16 protein-coding genes and 4 pseudogenes are annotated in these 23,670 nt (G+C 57.9%); 9 read left to right on the forward strand and 11 right to left on the reverse strand.

Going from position 1 to position 23,670, the window contains the following annotated elements; genetic code table 11:
• A pseudogene (locus tag NMG80_RS37710) lies at positions 1–311 on the forward strand (hemolysin); the annotation flags it as partial.
• 171 nt (positions 312–482) lie between these two features.
• Here the strand turns inward: NMG80_RS37710 and NMG80_RS01705 are convergent.
• Together NMG80_RS01705 and NMG80_RS01710 are read right to left on the reverse strand one after the other, a co-directional pair.
• Positions 483–776, reverse strand: coding sequence for a hypothetical protein (locus NMG80_RS01705; protein WP_254016534.1), 294 nt, complete (start codon positions 774–776; stop codon positions 483–485).
• Positions 777–1,295: 519 nt separating this feature from the next.
• Positions 1,296–2,018 carry a Crp/Fnr family transcriptional regulator gene (locus NMG80_RS01710; protein ID WP_254016535.1) on the reverse strand — a complete coding sequence of 241 codons (723 nt, stop codon included), beginning with the start codon at positions 2,016–2,018 and terminating at the stop codon, positions 1,296–1,298.
• A 386-nt stretch (positions 2,019–2,404) separates the two neighbouring features.
• Between NMG80_RS01710 and NMG80_RS01715 the strand changes: the two genes are divergently transcribed.
• The gene (locus NMG80_RS01715; RefSeq protein WP_254016536.1) at positions 2,405–3,772 is read left to right on the forward strand and encodes an exopolysaccharide biosynthesis polyprenyl glycosylphosphotransferase; all 1,368 of its coding nucleotides are present in this window, start codon (positions 2,405–2,407) and stop codon (positions 3,770–3,772) included.
• 129 nt (positions 3,773–3,901) lie between these two features.
• Here the strand turns inward: NMG80_RS01715 and NMG80_RS01720 are convergent, their stop codons facing one another.
• The 6 genes from NMG80_RS01720 to NMG80_RS01745 all read right to left on the reverse strand — a co-directional run bounded on the left by NMG80_RS01720 (position 3,902) and on the right by NMG80_RS01745 (position 12,141).
• Positions 3,902–5,050, reverse strand: a complete 1,149-nt coding sequence (locus NMG80_RS01720) for an acyl-CoA dehydrogenase family protein (protein ID WP_254016537.1) — start codon at positions 5,048–5,050, stop codon at positions 3,902–3,904.
• The gene (locus NMG80_RS01725; RefSeq protein ID WP_254016538.1) at positions 5,050–6,615 is read right to left on the reverse strand and encodes an amino acid adenylation domain-containing protein; all 1,566 of its coding nucleotides are present in this window, start codon (positions 6,613–6,615) and stop codon (positions 5,050–5,052) included. Before NMG80_RS01725 ends, NMG80_RS01720 begins: the two co-directional genes overlap by 1 nt.
• 8 nt (positions 6,616–6,623) lie before the next feature.
• Positions 6,624–6,884, reverse strand: coding sequence for an acyl carrier protein (locus NMG80_RS01730; RefSeq protein ID WP_254016539.1), 261 nt, complete (start codon positions 6,882–6,884; stop codon positions 6,624–6,626).
• A complete protein-coding gene (locus NMG80_RS01735) occupies positions 6,881–9,457 on the reverse strand; it encodes an SGNH/GDSL hydrolase family protein (protein WP_254016540.1) in 2,577 nt (858 codons plus the stop codon). The genes NMG80_RS01730 and NMG80_RS01735 overlap by 4 nt, the downstream gene beginning before the upstream one ends.
• 1,074 nt (positions 9,458–10,531) lie before the next feature.
• Complete coding sequence (locus NMG80_RS01740) at positions 10,532–11,269, reverse strand: class I SAM-dependent methyltransferase (protein ID WP_254016541.1); 738 nt, start codon at positions 11,267–11,269, stop codon at positions 10,532–10,534.
• 629 nt (positions 11,270–11,898) lie between these two features.
• Complete coding sequence (locus tag NMG80_RS01745; RefSeq protein WP_254016554.1) at positions 11,899–12,141, reverse strand: hypothetical protein; 243 nt, start codon at positions 12,139–12,141, stop codon at positions 11,899–11,901.
• Here NMG80_RS01745 and NMG80_RS01750 point away from each other — a divergent pair.
• The 5 genes from NMG80_RS01750 to NMG80_RS01770 are packed head-to-tail and all read left to right on the forward strand — an operon-like array spanning position 12,079 to position 18,393.
• The gene (locus tag NMG80_RS01750; protein WP_254016553.1) at positions 12,079–13,254 is read left to right on the forward strand and encodes a glycosyltransferase; all 1,176 of its coding nucleotides are present in this window, start codon (positions 12,079–12,081) and stop codon (positions 13,252–13,254) included. The two genes, NMG80_RS01745 and NMG80_RS01750, sit on opposite strands and share 63 nt — an antisense overlap.
• A 47-nt stretch (positions 13,255–13,301) precedes the next feature.
• Positions 13,302–14,540: a glycosyltransferase gene (locus tag NMG80_RS01755; RefSeq protein ID WP_254016542.1), complete on the forward strand. Its 1,239-nt coding sequence runs from the start codon at positions 13,302–13,304 to the stop codon at positions 14,538–14,540.
• The gene (locus NMG80_RS01760; RefSeq protein WP_254016543.1) at positions 14,537–15,694 is read left to right on the forward strand and encodes a hypothetical protein; all 1,158 of its coding nucleotides are present in this window, start codon (positions 14,537–14,539) and stop codon (positions 15,692–15,694) included. Before NMG80_RS01755 ends, NMG80_RS01760 begins: the two co-directional genes overlap by 4 nt.
• 1 nt (position 15,695) lies before the next feature.
• Positions 15,696–16,928, forward strand: coding sequence for a glycosyltransferase (locus NMG80_RS01765; protein WP_254016544.1), 1,233 nt, complete (start codon positions 15,696–15,698; stop codon positions 16,926–16,928).
• Entirely contained in the window at positions 16,912–18,393 is a 1,482-nt protein-coding gene (locus NMG80_RS01770; protein WP_301942181.1) for a lipopolysaccharide biosynthesis protein, read from the forward strand. Before NMG80_RS01765 ends, NMG80_RS01770 begins: the two co-directional genes overlap by 17 nt.
• A 450-nt stretch (positions 18,394–18,843) precedes the next feature.
• Here NMG80_RS01770 and NMG80_RS01775 read toward each other — a convergent pair whose 3' ends face one another.
• Complete coding sequence (locus NMG80_RS01775) at positions 18,844–19,605, reverse strand: class I SAM-dependent methyltransferase (protein WP_254016546.1); 762 nt, start codon at positions 19,603–19,605, stop codon at positions 18,844–18,846.
• Between the two features lie 189 nt (positions 19,606–19,794).
• Here NMG80_RS01775 and NMG80_RS01780 point away from each other — a divergent pair.
• A pseudogene (locus NMG80_RS01780) lies at positions 19,795–20,739 on the forward strand (IS481 family transposase).
• Between the two features lie 114 nt (positions 20,740–20,853).
• Here NMG80_RS01780 and NMG80_RS01785 read toward each other — a convergent pair.
• Positions 20,854–21,151 (reverse strand): annotated as a pseudogene (locus NMG80_RS01785) (transposase); the annotation flags it as partial.
• A gap of 170 nt (positions 21,152–21,321) precedes the next feature.
• Between NMG80_RS01785 and NMG80_RS01790 the strand changes: the two are divergent.
• Entirely contained in the window at positions 21,322–23,379 is a 2,058-nt protein-coding gene (locus tag NMG80_RS01790; protein ID WP_254016547.1) for a hypothetical protein, read from the forward strand.
• A 38-nt stretch (positions 23,380–23,417) separates the two neighbouring features.
• On the opposite strand, the pseudogene NMG80_RS01795 reads toward NMG80_RS01790, so the two are convergent.
• Positions 23,418–23,642, reverse strand: a pseudogene (locus tag NMG80_RS01795) (transposase); the annotation flags it as partial.
• Positions 23,643–23,670 lie beyond the last annotated feature (28 nt).

Consider the following 23,670-nt stretch of genomic DNA (forward strand, 5'->3'; position numbering starts at 1 on the left):
GCCTCGGCGGCTCTGATCGGCTGGACGGCCGGGGCGGGTCGGACCGGCTCGTCGGTGGTCTTGGCACCGATATCCTCACCGGTGGAACGGGAAACGACAGCTTCGTCTTCGCCGCCGGCCATGGCCACGACACCATCACCGACTTCGACCTTTCCGGCGACGATCTCCTGGAGATTTCAGGATACCAAAACTACAGCGAACTCCGGCAGGTCGGCAGCGACACTCTCGTCGTCTTCTCCGACAGTGACACGCTTTCACTAAACGGTGTCCTCGTTGCAAGCATCTCGAACAGCGACTTTCTCTTCGTGTAGAGCGGCATCTGCCTAGGCGATGTCAAAGGACAGTCGCTGACACGCGGTCTCCTCGCGCAGCCCCTGCCCTCGCCAAGGCCTGCAAGCCAGAATCGTCGATAAGGCGGTAGCCTCGTCGGAAAAACCTGCATACGACGACGGGATCGCGGGCGAAACCAGACCTGGCGTCCGTCAGCCTTGCCGCAAAAGTTCCCACGCCAACTCTTGCCATTCCTCTTCAAGCGTCAAGATCGATGGCGTGGCATCGCAGCGACGATACCAATATTCCGCATTCGATTGATCGCCTTCCTTGCGATGCAGGTAGGCATGGACGCGCATGCCCGCCGCGTCGTCGCGCAGCTGCGCGCGCTCGTGCGCCTTAGCCCAATCGCCCTTTGCATCCCACCACAGCGCCTGCAGGGCAGAACTCAAGCCGGCGGGCGGCTGTGATTTCGCAATCGAATCTCTGAAGGCTTGCAGATCCATTTTTCCACCGAGGTGATGTATATGGGCGGCCGATAATAGTCCCGGATTCCCCAACAGCAAAGTCGCACCGCGCGCAGCAAAGAGGCGGTGCCCTGGTGCGTGCCATCTCCAATCTCGGGCGGTACAAAAAAGCGCCGCCGATTACCGGTCGCTCGCGGTAGCTGGCTAGGCGGCTCCTGACGCCGAGCCATCATTTTTTCGCGACGCGTTCCAGCGGCAAGCTGACCGCTTGGGCAAACAGTCGACCCTTAGCTGCTTCATTTCGCAAGCTGCCGAGCCGCATCTGGGACAGGAGATTGCGCCGCCGGGCTGGCGGTGCTCCAATTCCACCGGGAGCCGAGGGTCCGTGGGGATGCTCGGGGGCTGCGCGAGTGCGTTGCCATCTCGCCGGAAGTGTCCGGTGCGGCGACCTACGACGCCGATGTAAAGGACTCTACAGAGCGATCCGAGCACGACCGGCACCACTTCCGGTTCATTAACTTCCCGGAGGATGGCGTGCCCGAGCACACGGGAAAGGCATCATTGAACGATCAAACGCGAGTAGCCAAGAGCAACAGACTCTAATGCCGTGCGATTGAGAATTGTCAGCGAGCCGTGGTCGTATTGGGTCAGATACCGCCGTTCCCATTCTCTCAGGCAACGATTCACTTTCGCTCGAGACGCCGGGATCATTGCCGCGAGGTCGGTCTGCGAAATGTGGATTCTCAGAGCTCCATTCACGGTAGCCGTGCTGTGCGGGGTCTCAGTCAATCGCAAGAGCGTGCTCGCCAATCGAATGGATAGGGCATTCGACGCACTGTGGATCACTCGCTCTTGCGCGTCGTGCGTTGCTTGGCATAAGTACGGGATCACCTTCAGTGCGAGGTCTGGGTGCTTGTCGAAGACACTAGCCATGAAAGCTGCTTCGATTTGGAGCAAGTAGCTGTCCACAACTGATGCAGCGTTCATGTTACTATGTCGCGCGATGAACAATCTAGTCAAGTCAAAAGTGTCACCGGGACCGAGATCGGAAAAGATGAATTCTCGGCCGTCTGAGAGGGGAACACTAAGACGAACTTTTCCGTGAATTATGTAGTAAATATAACGCGGGATGTCTCCAAGGCGAGTTAAGACTTTATTCTTTGGAACCCTCCGTAGGATGGCTGCTTTCGCCATTTCACTAAGAGTATCTTGCCCAAATTGCCGAAATAGGCGTATGTTGTTCAGCTGTTTGACCCGAACCTCAGCGCCATTCTCTGCCATGGCTCCTTCTCCCTGATAGGGTAGCGCCCCCGGTCCCCTAAGGCATTGCCTTGACCACCTGTTTGAACGAGTCCGACCTCCAGTCCGTTCTCACGCAAACGCGTTAAGACAGAAAATATTAGCACATTAGGATATGATAAAATAGCGACTCGTCTGTGCCCGGGGTAACAGCGACATGTCTCTGAGACATTTAAATCAAATCTAACCGACTGGAAGCCGTTGGGATAACCCCCTCCTTATGGGATGGCGTGTGCCATGACCCAAAGAGGAGAAGGGATGCAACAGGATTCGGGGGTCGTCTCATGTGGCATGCACCAACCGAGGCGTCGCGTGCGCTCTGGAAGCGGAGCGTAGAGCCGCTACGGCTCCCTGTGGGAGCAGTTTGCATGTTTCTCGCAACTGCTGATTTCCTCCTTGGACAGACAGTATTTCTTGCGTCAATTGAGCTCTACCATCGGGCCTTCGGCGTGAGGCCGCCAGATATCTGGGATTCGATCTGCCTAAGTGTTACCGCCGGCCTATTGCTGGTCGCATTCATGACCGCCAGGGGCGCCTACACGGTTACTGGCATCCTGGACGATAACTGCAGGATCAAAACACTCTTCAGCGGCTGGCTGTTTGTTTTCTTTTCAATTCTCTGGCTCGCCTTTCTCACGAAGACGACGTCGACGTTCTCGCGCGGCTCCTTGACGCTGGCGTTTGCGGTCGGATTCCCAATCCTGCTGCCTGGCCACGCGGTTCTAGCGCGCGGGCTGAAACGGCTTCTGGCGGCTGAGAAACTCGTGTTGCGCACAGTTTATCTGTTTTACTCTGGCGTTCCTGGAAAGGATCAGGGGATAATCAACAAGCTTGGGCAACAGGGCATCGCGGTTTGTGGTATTTCGAGCATCGAGAACCATGATGGCACGATCGCAGCACGATCGGTGCATGCCGCCGTCGCAGCTGCACAGGCTGCGTTCCGTAATGGCTCGTATGGGGCAGTTTATCTCTTTTGCTCTTGGGACCAGCGGAAGTTGATCGAACGCATCCTGCAGGAAATGTCCCGCCTCCCGCTTCCGATCTATCTTTTCGCCGACGCCTACATAGATAGAATTCTGGCTGGATGCCCGCTGCACACCGGCTGGCAGCGAGCCTTCGAAGTCCAGCGTGTGCCTTTGAGGCCTGCCGAACGCCTGCTCAAGCGGTTGTTCGACATTGCTGTTGCATCCCTGCTACTGCTGTTCCTGTGTCCGTTGATGGCCTTGGTCGCATGTGCCATAGCGCTCGAGAACGGTCGCCCTGTGCTGTTCCGGCAGATGCGACGAGGTTTTGGTGGTAAGCCGTTCAATATTTACAAATTCCGATCGATGACGGTGCAGGAGAACGGTACACAAATTCGCCAGGCTCAGCGTAATGATGCGCGGGTTACCCGACTTGGCCGAATATTGCGCCGGTCAAACATCGACGAGCTGCCGCAATTATTCAACGTGCTTCGCGGGGAGATGTCCCTGGTTGGGCCCCGCCCTCACGCCGTCGCTCATGATGATACCTATAGTGTGATCATTGCGAGCTATGCTTATCGCCATCATGTAAAACCCGGTTTGACAGGCTGGGCTCAGATCAATGGCTTTCGAGGGGAAACGAAGGAGCTCTGGAGGATGGAAAAACGCGTTGAGCATGACCTCTGGTATATAAAATCCTGGAGCATGCTTCTCGATCTTAAGATAATTTGGAAAACTGCTTTACTGGTCTTTTCGGATCGTAATGTCTATTGATGTATAGCATCTTCTCAGGAAGCTGAATGGATATATGTAGTCCATCCTCCGACCGATTGAACGGAAGGCAGGGCCCAGCGACAGCTCACGCCGCCCTTCACCGGACAGGTTCTCTGACCACAGCCGTCATCAAAGCCCCAGCCAGCCAGCAATAATGTTGCGCTGTATCTCAGAAGTTCCGGAATAGAGTTTGCTGCCGATGGCATCACGCACGGCACGTTCGACGTCGAATTCGCTCAAGAAACCATAGCCACCGAAGACCTGGACGACATCGAGCGTGGTGCGAACTAGCGATTCGCTCACAAAGAGCTTCGAAACGGCGGCGTCGAGGGATACGGACTGGGAGCGCTCAAGGCCCCACGCCGCCTTGTAGACGAGCAGTCGGGCCGCCTCCACCTGCATCTTCATGTCGGCAATCTTATGGGCGACCGCCTGGTGCTTGGAGATGGCCTGGCCGGACTGACGTCGGGTGCGCGTATAGGCCACTGCCTTTTCCAGAAGCCGCTCCATGGTGCCTACATGACTGGCGAATAGGCACGCCCGCTCCCAGTCCATGCTATGAGCGAACAGCCTGGAGCCGCCGCCCACTCCACCGAGAACAGCGTCCTTCGAAACAAATACGTCCTTGAAGACAAGCTCCCCGATCGGAGACGTCCGCAGTCCCATTTTTTCGAACTTTTGCGCGACCAGATAGCCGGGCAGCGCGCGGTCCACGAGGAAGCTCGTGATGCCGCCGAAATACCCCTTGGCGCGGTCAGTGACAGCAAAGACGACGGCAACATCTGCCACCGGCCCGTTGCTCACGAAGGTCTTCGTGCCGTTGATTAGAAAGCCGTCGCCATGAGGCTCCGCCCGGGTTTGCATCGCAAATGCATCGGAGCCCGACTCCGGTTCGCTCATCGCATTGGCTGCGATCAAGGTGCCATCACAGAGCCCCGGAAGATATCGATTCTTCTGCTCTTCAGTGCCGAACTTCCAAATCGGCACCACGCAGGCCAGAAGGTGGGCGCAGATCGAGAAGACCAAGCCGGAGTCCTCGCAGCCGTAGCCAAGCGCATCGATTGCAATGGCCGTGGACAGGGAATCGAGACCGGGTCCCCCGTAGGCTTGGGGGACCGGCAGGCCGGTCAGGCCCATTTGCGCGCAAGCCCCCCACAACTCGCGCTGGAATACTTGGTCTCGGTCGCGCTGCCTGACATCTTTATTGAGCTTATCTTGCGCGAAGCGAAGGATCTGGCTACGCAGGATACGCTGCTCCTCGTTCAGCGCGAAATCCACTACTCCATCCTCATCAGATGCTGGTAGTCGATTTTATCTGTCGATGTCTTGGGAAGTAACTGCTGATGCGAGAACCAGTCCGGGGCCATGTATGCCGGCAAGTTGTGAGCGCAGAACCGCTTCAGGTCGATGAGCGACAGCGCATGGCCGTCGCGCGAGGCATAGAACACCTTTATGGAGACGCCCGCCTCCTCCGAGCGAGCGATCGCCGCCACCTCGGAGATCGCTGGATGGCGATAGAGCGCCGTCTCGATCTCGCCGAGTTCGATCCGATATCCCCGTCTCTTCACCATCCGGTCGCGTCGACCGCGGAAGGTGTAGACTCCGTCACCGTCTTCGATCACTACATCGCCGGTACGGTACCAGCGACCGCTTGAATTGACATGAAAAGCGGCGCTTGTTCGCTCAGGCATGTTCCAATAGCCCAGCATCACGGGAGCACCGCTGATTGCGAGCTGGCCTTCCTGTCCTCGCGGCACGTCGCGGCCATTCGCATCGATCACTCGTGCCTTAACATGCGAGCAGGCGCGCCCGATCGGAAACGGCGCCGAGCGGTCTTCGGCGATCGTCTGCGGGATTTCGTAGTAGGTACAGACGTTGGTTTCGGTTGGGCCATAGAGATTCAGGTAGCGTGCGCGTGGGACCACAGCCTTTAGCCTGCGCAGATGCTTGACCGGAAAGACCTCGCCGGCAAATAGAATAAACCGAAGAGCGTGGTCGTCGCGAGCATCAAGGCTGCCGTGCTCTACCAGAAGCGTGAGTACCGAGGGCGTGGAATACCAGATGGTCAACCGCCGCTCGGCGATAACCGACGCCATCCGGGTCGGATTCTTGCCGAGCTCCTCACCGATGAGGAATACGGTCGCGCCGTGCTTCAGCGGTACGAAGATGTCGAGAATAGACAGGTCGAAGTGGAAAGGCGCATGGGAGGAGAAGCGGTCGCTCTCGTCAGGGGCGAGGATCTCGGAGCACCAGTCCACGTAGCTCGAGCCATTACGATGCGTCAGCATCACGCCCTTCGGCTGGCCGGTCGAGCCCGAAGTGTAAAGCACGTAAGCGAGGCTGTCCGGCCCCGGCCGCGCCGATTCGTCCTCGACCGTCAAGCCGCCCTCGGGTTCCACACGAGCCAAATACGTCGCGAGCGGCGAGGAAGCGTCGGACCAGTCGAGCGGCAAGAGCCGAGGTTCCGCAGCCAAACGCGCTAACTCATAGCGCAAATTTTCGGCTCTGGACGCCTCCACGAAAATCGCGCGTACGCCGCAGTCGTTAAATATGAAGGCATTACGCGCAGGCGGTGCCAGAGAGTCGACGGGCACATAGGCGGCGCCCACCTTTAAGATGCCGAACAGAACGGCAAGCGAGGCGATCGATTTTGGAAGGCAAATGCCGACGCGGTCCGCCGGCCGGACGCCGATCCGACGCAGATGGTCGCCGACTCGGCTCGACAGCCTGTCGATCTCGCCGTAAGTGATCTGTCGTCCGGAACTCGCCTCGACTGCGGCGCATGTCCCGGGAGACCGCCTCGCGCTCTGTTCCAGGTACCCGTGCAAGGTAGCGCTCGTCATGGCAGGCCCTATGTGGACGCCTGCTTCGATTGGACGAAATCGGCAATGTGGCCGATGGAGTTCAGGTTCTCCGGCACGAGTTCGTCGGGGGCGATTTCGATGCCGCAGGACTTTTCCAGGTACGTAACGAGCTTAAGCGTCGCCAGCGAGTCGAGAATGCCGCCAGATATGAGCTCCGTTGAATCCGTCAGATTCTCAGGCCTTTCACCGGGCAGGAACTCCTTCAATATGAAATCCCTGGTCATCGTCCTGATCTGGGTCGTGTTCATTGTCCCTCCTTTCGTGGAGCAGCCGCAAGGTTCAGGGGAATTAGATCCCGGTGTTGCCGCAGCACCTCGTAAAGCTTGTCGGCGATGAGCCGATGGCCGGCGGCGTTTGGGTGATCATCCCAAGGTGCCACAACAAGGGTCCGCCAGTCGTACCCGTCATACACATCGGAAAGATCGAGAACGTCGAATCCAGCCTCGGCAGCGAGGCGCCTCTCCACCTCGGGACTGGTCCTCTCGTCTACCCTGGGCAGATATATCCAAAAGGCCCCGACACCTTCTCGCTTCGCAGTTTCCACGATTTGAGAATAGATCGCACGCAGAAGTCTCTCTCCGTAGGGCGTGAGCTTTCTTTTGAGCACCTCGGGGTCGGCCCTGTGATCTATTCCGCTCTCGCGTACAATGTCGCGCACGAAGTCGTAGCGATAGGCGGAGCCATTCTGCATTGCTATGATGAGGTGGTCTAGCATTCGCGTAATAAGCGCGCTGTGCTCGAAGTAAAAGATGTAGTTTGGTTTGAATGCAAGCACCCGGTCCTCGATGATGGCTAGCATGTCCACAGAAGTATAAGCCCCAACGCCAAAGTTCAGCACGTCGTAGTGTGGATACGCGCTGTCGGCCGCCTGCTCATTCATCCGCTGCTCCAACAAGCCTTCGAAGGTCTCGTCATCTGCGACGCCCGCGCCGAAGATGATCGAAGCGCCGACGACTGCAATTCGCAGGGTGCCGGGAGAAGGAAGCTTTTCGTAGTCCTGGTCTCGCATGCCCCAGCGGTTGATGTGGACCCGATGTCCCCTATAGTCTGCTTGGGAGAGTGGACGCAGATAGGTCCTGGGAAGCGCACCCGTGTATTCACTCAGCGGCGTCTTCTCTAAGTCTTTCCATTCCTCGTTTCGTCGTTGGCCATAGACAATCCACAGTTCCGGGTTGAATGCGCCGACATTGACGAGGTTCTCGTAGTAGCCGCGCTCCAGGTTCGCGTTGTCGCGGCTATTGAGGTTGGGCATTCTAATGTCGGCCATTGCGGTGCTGACCGTCTCGCCGAGGCGATCGCGAACCACGGGAAGCGAGATGCAAACCGCAATCAACCCGCAGACACCGACCGACGCAACCGACCGTCGGAAACTGTACTGGCGGTCGGCGCTGCCGCGCGCGAGCACAAGGGCAGGAATGCCAATGATAGCTGCCACCGCGACCAGCACGAGGGCGGGCGTCATTTTGCCAGGGCCTTCCACGCCCACGGTGTCGAAGACCGAGAACCATTGCGGGACCGAGCTCGCGCTCCAAAACGACCAAAGGAGCGAGATGACGACGAACACGCCGATGGTCCGGCCCGCAGTTTGCAGCGCACCGCTCCAGCTGAGTGCCCCGCCACGCAGGCGCCGCGTGCGACCGTGCCGCATTTCATAGAGGGCGTTGATCGTCACAAGCACAGCCAGGATCATCCAGAAGAGGAAGTCGTTCCAGGTGAATACCCAGGTGCCACGCAACCAGAACCACTGATAATTGTGCAGCAGCCAAGTCGCGAGGAACGCCAGGAGGGTCGCGCTGACGAGCGCTACGCTCTCTCCCCAGCGTCGAAAACGAAAATAACAGGGATAGTATACGATTTTCATTATGAAGTCCTTCCAATATATATTTATTCGACGCCAGAAATCTGTGAAACTTGAGGAAAGAAAGTACAGATTGTGGGTTTCTGGAAGGTTGAATCCAAATAAACGAAGCATACCGGTGATTATGTGAAAAGTTCCTGAAACCTTCAGATAAAGTAAAAATGGCCATATGATGAATTGCAACAGCTCAATCTGATTATGTACATCCGCAGCATCGATCACAAATCTCTGATATACGAGGCGGTAGCATATCAAATGGATAGCGCCTCGAAACATCCACTGAATACCTGTTTGATAGATGTAGTGTCGGTCAGCATTGTAGTAACTGCTGCGGAAAGTTCTAAAATCTACGACCGGAAAGAGCGGAAAGCACACGTTCGGCAACATGAAGAAATACGCGAGCCGTTCCGAAAGCGTCGCCATCTTCTGTTCACGCCGCATTTCGTACGCATAGACAATCAGACGGAACATGAACATGGAAGCGAGCACGGGCCAGACGGCGCGCGTCCACGGGGTCGCAATCCAGTCCATTCGTGCGGCGGCGAGCCCGCAGCCGGTGCCAACCAGCGCCAGCACTCTCCATCCAAAAGCGATCGGTAGGTGGACAATTCCGATCAGTACGAGCCCAATGGCGACGATCCAGGCGGCATCGATGAGGCCGTCAAATCTCCAGTGGTGCCAGTTGGGCCCAAGGTTCGCGAAGACTGCGGCGATAGCCGCGAACGAGAGCAGCACGAAAAACGGCAGCCGGTAACGCTGCGGCAGGAAGTAGTGCACGCACCAGCCAGCGAGAGCAACGAGCAGGACGCGGATAAGCGCAGTAGTCTCGAGCCTGAGGAGATAGACCAACGCGATGAAGAGGGCCAGCTGGCCGGCTATGGCGAACCAAGCCAGGATGCTTCTCGACTCAGTCCCCGTAGGATCCGCCGACCAGGGAAGAGACAATGTCTTGATCGAACGCACGGCCGCGCGCCTCAACCGGCTGCCGGCGGGCATCGACAAGAAGTAGCTTTGGGGTACGCGAAAGATCCGCAAGCTGCTGGTTCCCCCTCCCATCGCTCCCTTCTCATGGCGGGTAAGCGCCCGGTCCTTGGAGCGTTGCCTTGACTTCTTTGAACGAGTCCGGTTCCGCGCAAACGCAGAAGTGCATAAGTGTATCAGAGAAAAATTGCTCCGCTGTGCCCGGGGGAACAGCGACCGTCTCTGAGATTGGAAGCCGATTCCGAATGGGATCGATCTGCCCCACAAGCCGCGCCGCGAGCCGAACGAACGCCGATGGCACCGACGCTCTATCTGCCTTGGCCATCTTGATCCGGGAACGCTCGAGCACATAATCGACGAGTTCGCGGCACTTCCCGCCGAGGGAAAGGCGCAACTCACCATCCTGGCGATGGCCAATGCCGCGCCACTCTCGAGGAACAGGCAGCCAGGTTGGGCCTTTCCAGCAGGGTCACATTCGCCGGCGCGGTCGAAGATGTCTTTCCCTTCTGCGGGAGGCTGATTTCTATCTTTCGACCTTCGGTGTCGGAAGGCATGTCAAACGCCCTGCAAACAGCCTCTCTTCCTTGAGGATCGTTGAATGGATTCCCTTTGGCGAACGGGCATGCGAGTCTGATGCATCCGCACAGGAATTTCGTTCACCGTTTCGCCGATGCGAGCCAATCGAGGGCAAGCGAGCCCTGTCGATCTTGAACCGCCTGTCCCGAGAAACCCTGGAGTCTCTCCTTTGAGCCAAAGGCTCACAGCGCCACAGGGAACGCCGCGCGCGTTTTTAGCCGTCGGGGCATCAGCGGGGGCGTCCGCCACCCCGTGCGCGGGCTCTGTTGGATCTGCTTGACCTCTGGACGGGAAGCTCCGTGCTGTATCGCGGTCATGACCTCATTCGCAAAGCCAGCAAGCTCGGCACATTCGTCGATCGTTTAAGCAGCCATTTTCAGGCATACTTCGTATACCGATAACAATGATGAGCTGCGTCATGAACGCCAAAGAGAAATGGCGTGCTCAGGATCAAAATACCTCACGGCATCCGGGTACACTTCACGCTGTCAAAAAGTCCGATCCATCGCCTTTGTGCGCGTAGTATCTTTCTCCAAAACGCACGCTGAGCTTCGCCAGAAACGTACTATTGCGTTCTACAGGCAAATGATTGAACGGCTTGAGTTCCGATCCAATCTCAGATGTTTTCCTGAGCATCGCAAGGCCGGTACTACCGAAGTCTACCGTCATCTGAAGCTGGTCTAAGTTGTCGTAGAAAACGCTCTGAACTACATGAAAAATCCTTCGGTTAGCAATCTCAATTTCGGGATTGTCCTTCCTTCGTCCTCGCATATATGGGTTCGGATCAATGTCATCGAAGCAGATTGTGCCTCCTTTTCGAACCAGGCTGAACCACGTATACACTTCATTCAACACGTGTTCTGGCGTGTGCAGACTATCGACATAGACTAAATCGATCCCATCCTGCAGAATGGGCGCTTTGTTTAGGATGGTCTTGCGATCTGTGGAGTCTGCCTGAACAAAGGTCCAGCGACAGCTAACTGCCGCACTTGAGCAATCCCGGATATCGACCGAGACCAGGTTCCCGCCGTTCTTCTCGCAGGCAGCAAGAATCATTTTAGTGGCCTGCCCCCGATCCGTCCCAAGTTCTAGAAATGTGCCATTCGGTCGCGCAGCCGCTGCGTCGTACAGCCGAACCAATTGCAGGGCTGCAATGGCCGCCTCACCGCACGATTGGGTCCGCTCCTGGGTTGCTTTAAGATATGAGATGACTTCCATTTTTTGTCCTTCTCACCAAAGCTGATCGTGTAGTCACACCGCTACGATCGTTTAAACTGGCGATCCGTTGGACCTTCGCCGCGCAACACATTTAGGAGGATTGCTATCTTCGCCTACAGGGTTATGAACCGAACAAAGGCATGCTTATCTCTCCCACTTCCTTGTGGAAGCTTAACAGACTGACTTGAGCCGACCAGGGAAGAGCCAATGTCTTGATCGAATGCACGCTCGCGCGCCTCAACCAGCTGCCGGCGGACATCGACAGGAAGTAGCTTGGGGCACGCGTAAGATCCGCAAGCTGCTGGTGAACCGCCCTCTGCCATGGCTTCTGTCCCCTTGATAGGCTAAAGCGCCCCAGGTCCCTTAAAGCGTGGCCTTGACTAGTCCTTTGGACCCAGTCCGATCCGATTCCGCGCAAACGCAGAAGTATTAACATATCACAGAATAATCGCTCCGCTGTGCCCGGGGTAACAGCGACACGTCTCTGAGACGTTTAAATCACAAGCTTAATCTGATCTGACCGACTGGAAGCCGTTGGTATGGACGGCACGTGCCACGACCCAAAAGGACAAGGGGTATCCCAGGATTCGGGGTTCGTCTCCATACGGCACCCACCGAGGTGTGGCATGTCACCCCAATGCAGTAGCACTGATATCGGGACGCATGAGACCGAAAGCGCGGCTCGGCGTGGGAACGCAGCCACCGGATGGATTCGGCGCGATCGGCGCGGCGATATGAAAGTACAGGATGCGGAAGGCGAGATTGACTTTGGGCGTCGACTGCGTATCGCTCATGTCATCACCCGTCTCATCAATGGCGGTGCTGATGAGAATACTGTTCATTCCTGCAATTGGGCCGCGCAAGGGGGGCATGATGTTGTCCTGCTACATGGCGAGACGGTCCAGCCGGAAATCATAGCTAAAGTGGACCCGCGGGTGGAACTCATTGGCGTCCCGGGCCTGACTCGGTCCATTTCGCCTGTCTCCGACATGCGGGCATTGTTGGCGCTCATCCGGAGATTCCGCGCCTTGAATGCCGACATCGTACATACGCACACCAGCAAGGCAGGCATTCTCGGGCGTCTCGCCGCATGGGCGGCGGGCGTTCCAGCGATCGTTCATGGCGTGCATATCGTGCCTTTTGTCAATGTCGGCGTCGCCGAGCGGTTTGCTTATCTCGCCTTGGAAAAGTTGGCAGCGCCGATCACCAGCGCGTTCATCAGTGTGAGCGAGGGCATCCGTGACTTATGCTTGAGCGCAGGAGTGGGACATCCAGACAAGCATTATGTCGTCCATTCCGGATTCGATCTCGATCGTTTTCGCAACGCCGGTCCGCCCGACGGTTGGCGCAATTTGTTGCGCTTGACCCCGGACGCGCCGCGCCCTTCCGTGCTCTTGATGATTGCGGCTTTCGAGCCACGCAAGCGACACACGGAATTTCTGGACGCTTTCAACAAAGTCGCCATCCGGTTACACGACGCGGTGCTTGTGCTCGCGGGCGACGGGCCGCTTCGCTCGGCCGCGGAAACGCAGGCCAAGCGGCTCGGGCTCGAGCGGCAAGTGGTCTTTACCGGTTATCGGGACGACCCCGAGCGGCTGATCGCGCTCGCGGATCTCTGCCTGCTCTGTTCCATGCGGGAGGGATTGCCCCGCGTGGTCATGCAATATCTCGCCGGTGGCAAGCCCTGCGTCGCTTGCGATCTGCCAGGTCTTCGCGAAGTGCTCCGCCCTGGTATCAACGGTGTGATTACACCCGCAGATGATATGGCAGCCATGGCCGACGCTATTTCCGCCCTCCTGGAGGATCGTGCAAGACTGGCCTGCCTCGCCCAAGGTGCCGCCGCGGCGACGGATCTTTCGAACTGGGACGTCAAGCTGATGGGCAAGCGGACCGGTGCCATTTACCGGGAGGCTCTTGACCAGCATCGGGCAAGCAAGGGAGTGCCGACAAGGCCTCCTGTCGGAAATGTGGCGCTTCCGCGATGAAGGGGTGGCCGCCAATGGCTCCAGCTACGCTGTCCGGCGGGATTGATATGACTGTAACGGAGATCGCTTCTGCTCATCCGATGAAGCCCCCCCAAGCCGAAGTTCTTCCGAGCATACGTATTCTGCTCGTGCTCCCAACCTATTTTCCTGAGTCATATGGCGGTGCCGAACAACAGACGCGCCGATTTGCTCGGATGCTGGTTGAAAGGGGCGTTTCCGCAACCATTCTGGCACCCAGATTGTCGCACTCGACGCCGAAACGGTCCGCCATCGACGGGGTGCCCATCGAGCGCCTTCGTTTGCGCGCGGCGCCCAATTTAGGGGGGCGGCACATGCTGTCGTTCCTGTCGTGGTGTGTCCAGGTTGTGATCTGGATGCTGCGCCGTCGCGACGAATTCGATGTCGTACATATCATCCATTCCCGACTTCACGCTGTTCCGGCGGCATTGGCAGGAGCCCTCCTGCGCAAACCGGTTCTCGCAAAATTGGGCCGGGGCGGACGGTGTTTCGATCTCGACGTTGTGCGCGAAAAGAAAATCATCGGTCGCTGGGCGTCCGCCTTGATTAAACGTCACGTCACAGCCTTCATCGCCAATAGCCGCCAGATCGCTGGTGATCTGAAGAGACATGGCATCGGCGCGGATCGCATTCATATGATTCCGAATGGGATCGATCTGCCCCGCAAGCCGCGCCGCGAGCCGAACGCCGATGGCAGCCGACGCTTTATCTGCCTTGGCCGCCTCGATCCGGAAAAATGCCTCGAGCACATGATCGATGCGTTCGCGGCACTTCCCGCCGACGCAAAGGCGCAACTCACCATCCTGGGCGATGGCCAGTGCCGCGCCGCGCTCGAGGAACAGTCGGCCCGGTTATGCCTTTCCGGCAAGGTCACATTCGCCGGGGCGGTCGAAGATGTCTTTCCATTCCTGTGGAAGGCTGACTTCTATCTTTCCACCTCGGTGTCGGAAGGGATGTCGAACGCCCTGCTCGAGGCCATGAGTTGCGGTGTGGTCCCGATCATCACCGATGTCAGCGGTGCGTCCGACATTGTGGAGCATGAGCGCAGCGGCTTTCTGGCTCGCTCGCATGTGGAGTATAGCCGGCTCCTGCTTCGCGCGCTGGGCCTATCGGAAGCCGAGCGCAATGCGATGGCGCGCCGCGCAGTACAAACTGTCGCTGCGCGATTCAGCATGGAAAGCGTCGCAACACGGCAAATGAGTCTCTTCGCGACGCTTATGCAGAAAGATCGCCATGCGTCAGCTCACGTGCCGGCAAAAGTAAGATGAGGCTCATCCTCCATATCGGCACGCATAAGACGGGAAGCACGGCGCTACAGCAATTCCTTTGCGCAAACGGAAAGGGATTGGGCGAGCATGGCATGTACTACGCGTCGCCAGCATACGAGTTCCATTGCAATAGTCTTGTGAACGCACCTTTGGTAGATGGGCAAGAGAGGCTCCGGAATTTCATTCTTGAGAGTTTGAGAAAGGCAGAGCAAAACGGAGCTGACACAATCATCGCAAGCTCCGAAAATCTTTATGCTATGGTGCGGTATCTGGAATGCTTCCACGCCCAGAAAACGAGCGCGGAGGTCCTTGCGAAAGAGCGCAGTCTCATTGAGCGCCTGCACGACGCTATTCCTGCCCACGTGGAATGCCACATAATTTGCTACGTACGAAGGCCATATTGTTATCTTGAGTCACTTTACAATCAAAATGTAAAGAAGGGCGCTCTGTTTAGCGGCGATGTTGGCGACTTTCTCAGCATAGTTTATGACATGCTGGACTATCATCGTTACCTATCGATCTGGCGCGATGTCTTTGGGAGCACCGCTTGCTCGGTGCGCGCTTACGAAGCGGCTCTGCCGAATCTGATCAATGATTTCGTGCGGCATGCTCTCGGAATTGGGGATATCTCCTCTTTCACAAAACCACATCTTCGCGCCAATGAGCCGCTAAGCCGAGATCTCCTGGAATATAAGCGGTGCAGAAATGAACATATTCGATATTCCGAGCGCAAATTGGAACGTAGGATCTTTGCAGCAGTAGATAAGAGAATAGCAAGCCCCAACAACAATCACGAATATCTCTCACCCGATAAAAGGGCCGAGCTCCTTTCGATGCTGGAACCGTCGATGGAGCGTCTGCGAACCGAATTTACTCTGCCACCCTTTCCGCGGTTCAACCTCGAAGCGGCCAGGGCGTCCTGGCAACCTTATCCAGGACTTTCGCTCAAAAACAAGCGAGAGATCGAATTCCACTACCAGGCCGTTCAGCGCCAGGTCTCTTTCCGCCTGGAACGCGTTCTCATACGGGCGGCGTCGTTGGTGCGCGGGCGGCTGCCATTTCTCTCATGGCCTCTCGATTTTGCACGCGCCAGTGGAATACGCCGACTGCTGCTGCAGGCGGCAAACCGGTTTCAGGGAACCGGTGCTTCATGAAATGACCGCGGAAACGGTGATTGGGGCCAAAGGAATGAGTAATTTGAAGCTTGTCTACGCGCATCCCGTGCCTATTCCAAGCCAAGCGGCAAACGCCGTACAGGTCGTGAAGGCATGCAGTGCGTTTCATGCAATCGGCTGCAGAATCGTCCTTGCAATTCCCCTTGATCGATCCGGCACAAACAAGTGGGGCGAAATCAGGAAGGCCTACGATCCAGAGCGGCGTTTTGGTTTGTGGCACATACCATTCGGTCGTATTCCAGCCCGAAAGCTCGCCTTTGGCGGTGCCGTGTCGTTGCTTGCATGGCTGACGGCGCGCGATGCCGTGATCACACGGTCGATCTCCGTTGCCAGGGCTACGGCTGCGGCCGGCGTTCCGACAGTGCTGGAGCTGCATAGCTCGATTGATACCGAGCACCGAGCCGTCATTAGGCGCTTCGACAACTTGGCGAAGTCGAAAAACCTTCTTTCGCTCGTTGTCATCAGCGAAGCGTTGAGGAAACACTTTGAAAGCCGGTGGCCCGAGCTATCAGGTCGCATCCTGTCCATGCCGCTCGGTGGCGATCTCGTTAAAGCGCTGGAGCAAGACGCGATCCCGCTCTGCGGAGATTTCAATGTCGGATATGCGGGGCAACTTTATCCAGGAAAAGGAATGGAGGTCATACTTCCTCTTGCGCAAGCCAGCCCTTGGGCCACCTTTCATATCGTCGGTGGGGCGCAGCATGACATCGACCAATGGCGGGCTCGGGCAGAATCTGAGAGAAATATCATCTTTCACGGATATGTGCCGCATGCTCGGATCCCGTCGTTCCTCGCGGCTTTCGACGTGGTGCTCGCGCCCTATCAGCGAGTTGTACGTGGCGTCGGCAATAAAACGGCGAACCTGTCCGATTGGATGTCGCCCCTGAAGGCATTCGAATACATGGCGCATGGAAAAGCCATCCTCTGCAGCGATCTTCCGGTTTTGCGAGAAATATTCACCGGTGGCGAAACCGCACTTCTTTGCTCCCCGGATGATGTTATGGACTGGACTCGGGGGCTGACCCAATTGCGCGACAATACCGAGTTGCGGACGCGGCTTGGTGAAAACGCAAAACGGAGAATGGAGCGCGAGTTTACCCGCGAGGCGTGGGCGAGAAAAATAGTTTACGATATTGGGGCGCGCTTGCATGAACTGAAGCGCCGCGGACCAATTGGACAGTCTGGGTCAAGTCAACTTGGATCAAATAGCTGAACATAGGAAGCTGACAAGAAGGGCAGCCAGCGGCCTCTCGTGGTCGGGTGCCGTGTTCCTGGCTCGGATCATATTAAACATCTTTGTCACGGCTGTCCTCGCTCGCCTGCTTTCTCCTCAGGAATATGGTGTCGTTGGCGCCGCGCTGATCGTGGGGGCCCTCGGCAACACAATCGCCGATCTCGGCATGTCGCACGTCGTGATCCAGCGGAAGGATCTCGATAGGCGCCATATGGGAACCATCTCGTTCCTGTCTCTGCTGATCGCCACCTGCCTTGCTGTGCTTCAGTGGCTGCTTGCAGGTCAGATCGCCGATTTCCTTCATGTGCCGGAATTGGTCCTCGTTTCGCGCGTCCTAGCGGTCATGATGGTCGCGAACGCGTTCAATCTGACCGTTGAGGCCATTTTGTCGCGGCACCTGAAATTCAAAATATCCTCCATGGCGAGGCTGGTCTCATGGACTGCTTCCCACGTCGGCCTGGCCATTCCGCTTGCCTATTTTGGGCTCAGCTATTGGGCCTTGGTGGTCGCGTACATGGCCGAGGCGTTCATCCTGGCCAGCATCTATTTTTTCATTGCCAGGGACTATCTCGTGAGTCCCCGTTTCGACATGCAGTCCTACCGCGATATCCGCAGCCAGAGCCTGGGCTATTCGCTGGCCGGTATATCGAGCTTCACCGCCACATATATCGACAATGTTATTGTCGCGCGCTTGATCGGCACCGCAGAGCTGGGCATTTATTCGCGAGCGTTTTATCTGATCGCGATGCCGGCAAATCTGTTCGGCAATCTGAACAAGAGCGTGGTTTTCCCGCTCCTGTCGAAGGTTCATCACGATAAGGCGAGGCTCCGCACCGCTCAACTCAAGGGTTATGCGTTGACGGCGGCGCTTGCCCTACCGACTAGCGCGTTTCTATGCTGTTTTGCGAAAGAGCTTGTCTTGACAGTCCTCGGCCAGAAATGGATGGACGCCGTCCCTCCTGTTATCGCATTCTCTGCAGTAATTTATTTCCGCGTCGGTTACAAAGTGTGCGGAGCCGTGATGCTTGCGACAGGCCGCAGCTACCGATCGGCCTCCATGCAAATCACCTACATGGCCCTTGTCGCTTCATTCGCATTCTTCTCGGCGCCCTACGGCGTGAACGCGGTGGCGTTTGCAGTCTCCGGCGCCATTGTGACGAGTTTCATCCTTTATGCGGCGGTCAGTTGTCGGATGACAGGATTATCAGCTCTGGATTTCGCGCTCGTCCATGTGCCGCCTGTCGCATTCGCCGCTGCGGTGTTCGCCACCGGCTCGGCGGTCAAAATGCTGCTTGCCGGATCGCCCGACTATCTTGTGCTCGCAACCGGGCTTCTCGTTATAGGTACATTGTCCGTTGTCACTCTCTATCTGAGAGCCTCGCTTATCTTCGGGAAATACGGCGTTGAAGTCCTGCAAAGCATGACATCCAAGAAGCTGAAGTGAGGGACCAACGACTATGGGCGCGACACTGACTCCCCAGCGAGTGGAATGGACCGAGGAGGCAATCGATCACTTCTTATGCACCGATGAACTGGGTTGCCAAGCGATTGACCTGCCCCTTGGACGGCGTACACTAGGGTTCGGCGGCTGGACTTGTGTGATATTGCGTTTGGACAGGACCTGGCAGGTAAAAGCGTTCTCGATGTCGGGTGCGACCTTGGCTACTTCAGCTTGATTGCCTGTGAGCGGGGAGCTGGACATGTGCGCGATCTGGATATCGATTAGGCTTCCCGGGCCTGGCGCTGGTGGTGCAGGAGACATTGAACCGCGACCCGCACGGAGGCCGCGCGCAATCGCCCGTCGAATGCGATGTAATAGTCCATCACCTTCGAAACGAGGTAGCGGCGCCTGGGACTTTTCGTTGCGCTCCCCAAAGTGTCGCAACACGGCAAATTAGACTTCGACCACGACTGCCAGAATCGGGGCCGCCGGACTGCGCCGCAACGGCTCGAAATCGATGAGCGACAGCAGGCCTTTGACGAGACGTCCCTTGAAGCTTTTCTCCCCGGCGATCGACGGGTAGCTTGCAATTGGTGCCGTGGTGACCTTCGCTGTCGGAACGATCATCCGGATTTCTTTCGAAATCTGCTGATACGAGAACAGAAAGTTTTCCTCGTGCCACGGAACGGACACGCCGACTCCGTAGCGCGCACCCATGCGTCCCAGACTGCTATACGTGTGCTTGTGCCCGGGATCGAAGGGGCAGACCCGGTTGCTCGTGCTCAGGAAGAGGTGGCCGCCCGGCCGAAGCAGCGCCAACGACTCTGCGAGAAATCCCCGGCGTTCCTCTTGCCAATTCGGCAGCAGGTGAGTGCCGTAATTGCGGCAGCCGACGTGCTCGATGACCTCGAGCGCATATGCAAAGTCGAACTTCTTGTCGCCGAACGGCCGATCCTCGACGCGGCCGGATCGCAGGAATGGGCGCGTCTCGGATTTGCGCAAGCCGAACTGATTGTCGCGGCTCGGATCGAAGCCATAGGCACGATAGCCGCTGGCGCGCAGCATCTCGACGTCTATTCCCGAGCCGCAGCCGATGCTAACGATCTCCCACTCCTTCGAGAGCAGCGGCTCGAGATAGTTAGGGACGAAATGGCGCATGCGCTTCGCATTCATCCGCTCGCGCGACAAGGTGATATCGTCTACGGGATTGAACATGGGGTAACTCCGGCTCGCTGAGCTCTGCAGTAGCCTCACACAAGACTGACTATAAAGGGCCAGCTTTATTAGAACTAGGCCAATTCGAACCAGCTGGTGCCCTAGATGTGAGCTTTCAGGAGGTTGCCCATTCGGACCGGACCGGGGAGACTGGAGTTACCAAGCTTCAGCACTCACCGGAGGGTCCGAATGAACATCCATGAGAATGCCCGTTTGACGCCACTACGTCGAGAGGAGATGGGCGCTGTCGGTCTTTGCAGGCCATTTTTCCAAAGCCCAAGCGGCGCTGGTCTACGGTGTGTCGGCGAAAATCGTGGCGCGCTGGGTGGAGCGATTCAAGGTCGAAGGCAGGCCGGGCATGGTCGACCACTCGTCACGACCGTGCCACATGCCGCAGGCGACGGACTCGTCAACTGTCGAGCGCATCGTCGCGCTGCTGCGCCAGCGCTGGAGCGGCACTCACATCGCTCAACACGTTGGCGTATCGCCCGCCACGGTCAGCCGAGTGTTGAAGCGTGCCGGCCTGTCGCGGTCCAGGGACATCGAGCCGGCCGCACCGGTGGTTCGGTACGAGCGCGAGCATCCCGGCGAGATGATCCACATCGACATCAAGAAGCTTGGCCGCTTCGAGCGCGTCGGCCACCGCATCACCGATGACCGGCAGCAGGGCAGGTCCCGACATGCCGGTTGGGAGTTCGTCCACGTTTGCATCGACGATGCCTCCCGAATTGCCTTCTCGCAGATCCTGCCCGACGAGAGGAAGGAAAGTGCCGTCGCTTTCCTCACGGCGAGCGTCGCCTACTACGCCAGCATGGGTGTCATTGTCAGCCGGGTCATGACCGACAACGGTTCATGCTATCGATCAAGGGCCTTCGCAAACGCCTGCCGAGACTTGGGCCTCAAGCACATCCGCACCAGGCCCTACACACGGCAAGGCCGAACGCTTCATCCAGACCGCGCTCACGGAATAGGCCTATGCCGTCGCATACCCGACTTCCAACCATCGCGCCGCTGAGCTGCCTGTCTGGCTTCACCGTTACAATTGCACCGGCCGCACGGCAGTCTAAAGAGTCCAAACCGCCAATCAGTCGCCTCGGATTGTCCGAGGACAACCGGTTGAGGCTCCACACCTAGACCATCGTCGAAGCTATTGGCCGTCAGTCAATCAGGCTAGGACCGGCTTATGCCGGTCTTCTTCACCGCGTCGGCGAGAGTGAGGGAAGAGCTTATTTTGCAATGCCGCCCCGCCCACGCCGCATCGTCGACGCCGATACTGACGAACCGGCGGAAAAGAAGGTCGTAGTCCAGCCGCTCCATCAAAAGCCGTTCCGAGCGGATTGAGTAGAACGCCTGCAACAGCATCGCCCGCAGCTTCTCCGGCCGGATAGATGGCCGCCCGATAGGCGAGTACAGCGCCGCAAACTCCCGTTCCAGCGCGACCAGCGCTTCGTTCACGATCATCCGGATGCTCCGCAATCCCCCGCACCAGCGCCTCAAGATCAACGTAGCTGAACAGCTCGCCCGTCCGATTGTCGCCGCCGCGCACGCATCCTCTCCGAATCTCTTCCGAGAGACTAGCAGGCTGTCGCAGAAAAGCCACACCGCCGACGATATCCTGAGGAGCTTGCGAGGAGCAGCGCGATAAAGTGTCCATGGTGGAGTCCTACCCCGAGACCAGCAATTTGGCGCGACGTGAGATAAGTAAGGGACACGATGATGATTAACCGTATCTCCCGCCGGGATCTGGCGCGGGCCGCATGCGGCGCCCTTGTGCTGACGGCATCCGGTCGCGTAGGATGGAATGCTCGCGCCGCCGGTCCGGCGCAAGGCTCGCAGCCGAAAACTCACTCCTGGCATCCTGGTCTGTTCCCCGAGTTGATCGTGAAATCCTGGCATCAGGAGGATCTGGCCGAAGGCGAAGTCTCCTCGTGGCAATCCGGCGGCGTGAAACCGGTGGCTGCGGTGCAAGCCGAGCCTTCCCTGCGCCCGTCAAAGCTTCCGAATAACGGCGGCGTTCTCTTCAAGAAGGGCACGAAACAGGCATTGATCTGGCCCGCCGATAACGATGCCCCGTATCTTCACCGCTGGTGGTTGGTGATCGCCCGGTGCAATTCGGCAGTCAACGCCGACGCGAATGACGTTTCCGTTCTTTGCGCCAATGGAGCGGAGGGTGGCTCGGTGCATCGCCAGCCGCGGGTCTGTTTCAGGCCTTCGGCAGGCGCATTCGTTTCGCAGATCGATGACGGTAAGATTAAGAGCGAGGAAGGGCAATGCTCGACAGATTTTGGCGACTGGAATGTCATGGTCGGGTACCGCCGCGGATTCGTGATGCAGGCCGTGGTGAATGGCGTCAAGACGGCCGGCCAGACGATTTATGCATTGACACCCAACCGGATGAAATCGCAGAGCTTCATGGGCGATGTGAACAATCCGATGAAGTCCGATGTCGCGATCGATTGCGTGATCATCGGGCAAAGCGAACTAAATGACTCGCAGATCGAGAAGCTGATGGGATGGGGCATGTGGCGCGCCGGCCGGCAAGCCGACCTGCCCGAAGATCTTCCCTATCGCCAGAGCCCTCCTTCAGCCCTGGATGCGAACGACAAACCCGCTCGTTATGAATTCGATTCGGCCTCGTGGGCGTCCTGGGCAGCCATCGGCAAAGAGCGGCGATATGCTCATCGTGGTGAGGCGGCGCCGCCGATCCGCGCTTACACAACGGTTTTTTTTGACGACTTCGAATCCAACTCGGTTGTCGATGATTCCAAAGGCGAGCAAAGCAGCATCTGGTATGCGCCGACCCATCTGACGACCGTCGGTGTTGACGCCGTTACCCCGCCGATCTCGGCGTCGCCCTCCTCCTATGTGCACGACGCCACCAGCCACACGCTGGCGCTCCGGCTCTTGCATAAGGGCCGTTGGAGAACAGGTGCGTTCTCTTCCGTGAACAACAATGGCCAGGGGCGGTGCTGGGGAAAGGGGATCTTTGAGATCCGCGCCAGACTGCCGAAGATCGCAGCGCCTCGCCCTGGGTTTTTTCCTGCATTTTGGGCATATGGCAAGGAGCACCTGTTCTGGCGGACGCGCAATCGTCTCGAGACAGACTTTTGGGAGTATGACGGCCTCAATGGGGCCTATATCAACATCAGCCAGCACGTGCACAAACCCAGACTAGGCTATGCAGATCCACGTATCGCCCCGCGTGACGTACGCCGGAAAATCGCCGGCTATCAAGTCGACCCATCGAGTGGCTTTCCCGGAACAATCGACGTATACGATGGCGAATTTCATACGTGGTACGCGCAGATCGAGGATGATTATACTTATTTCGTGATCGACGGCCGTGAAGTGGCGCGCGTTCCGACGACGCCGGAACTCGCAGCGAAAAAATACATCATGGTGGATTTCGCTTACGATGAAAAAAAGGGGCGCGCTCAACCGGACCCGTCGCAGACGTATGACATGGTGATTGACTATATACGGGTCCGCCAGACGGAAACGGATCTGGCTAGGGTCCCGACGGGCTTCAGCGCATTGCCGGCCTTCTCGGGCCAGGCTTCACCGGGCCAGGCGCTGACCGTCGTACCGAACGTTATTGCGTCGCAAATAGAGTGTCTATGGTATCGTGACGGCGTTCCGATCGTGGGCGAAACCGGCACAAGCTATGAGCTCAGCACGCGTGATGTCGGGCATAAAGTTCGCTGCCATGTTCGCGCGGTCTCTGTGCTCGACCAGCCAGAAGCCTGGACCCCGGAAAGCGAGACCGTCGGCTAGGCCGCATCGACTGCGCGCCGTCAGGATGCGTCATCATTCTCGGCCATGCGCCGCGGCTCCACGAATCCGGGAAAGTAGGAGCCCTTCCTGAGCTTGGCAATGCGCAGGGACGGTTCCGGCGCGGGTCTCCCAATCCCGCTCGCGGTAGCCGTTGCGCTGGGCCGTCCGCAGCGCGGGTTCTTCTCGCCATGGCCGGCACGGTGGCGGCGCCCCACCTCCAGCGCCATCAACCGCTCGGCGGCAAAGCCGATCATCTCGCGCAAAAGATCGTAAGCGCGTAGGTCACCCCAC

The sequence above is a fragment of the Mesorhizobium escarrei genome (assembly GCF_935825525.1).
Taxonomy (GTDB): Bacteria; Pseudomonadota; Alphaproteobacteria; order Rhizobiales; family Rhizobiaceae; genus Mesorhizobium; species Mesorhizobium escarrei.

Coding starts and splice junctions, on each gene's coding strand:
- NMG80_RS01705 (WP_254016534.1), bottom strand. CDS start 776: ATGGATCTGCAAGCCTTCAGAGATTCGATTGCGAAATCACAGCCGCCC.
- NMG80_RS01710 (WP_254016535.1), bottom strand. CDS start 2,018: ATGGCAGAGAATGGCGCTGAGGTTCGGGTCAAACAGCTGAACAACATA.
- NMG80_RS01715 (WP_254016536.1), top strand. CDS start 2,405: ATGTTTCTCGCAACTGCTGATTTCCTCCTTGGACAGACAGTATTTCTT.
- NMG80_RS01725 (WP_254016538.1), bottom strand. CDS start 6,615: ATGACGAGCGCTACCTTGCACGGGTACCTGGAACAGAGCGCGAGGCGG.
- NMG80_RS01730 (WP_254016539.1), bottom strand. CDS start 6,884: ATGAACACGACCCAGATCAGGACGATGACCAGGGATTTCATATTGAAG.
- NMG80_RS01740 (WP_254016541.1), bottom strand. CDS start 11,269: ATGGAAGTCATCTCATATCTTAAAGCAACCCAGGAGCGGACCCAATCG.
- NMG80_RS01745 (WP_254016554.1), bottom strand. CDS start 12,141: ATGCCCCCCTTGCGCGGCCCAATTGCAGGAATGAACAGTATTCTCATC.
- NMG80_RS01755 (WP_254016542.1), top strand. CDS start 13,302: ATGACTGTAACGGAGATCGCTTCTGCTCATCCGATGAAGCCCCCCCAA.
- NMG80_RS01760 (WP_254016543.1), top strand. CDS start 14,537: ATGAGGCTCATCCTCCATATCGGCACGCATAAGACGGGAAGCACGGCG.
- NMG80_RS01765 (WP_254016544.1), top strand. CDS start 15,696: ATGACCGCGGAAACGGTGATTGGGGCCAAAGGAATGAGTAATTTGAAG.
- NMG80_RS01775 (WP_254016546.1), bottom strand. CDS start 19,605: ATGTTCAATCCCGTAGACGATATCACCTTGTCGCGCGAGCGGATGAAT.
- NMG80_RS01790 (WP_254016547.1), top strand. CDS start 21,322: ATGATTAACCGTATCTCCCGCCGGGATCTGGCGCGGGCCGCATGCGGC.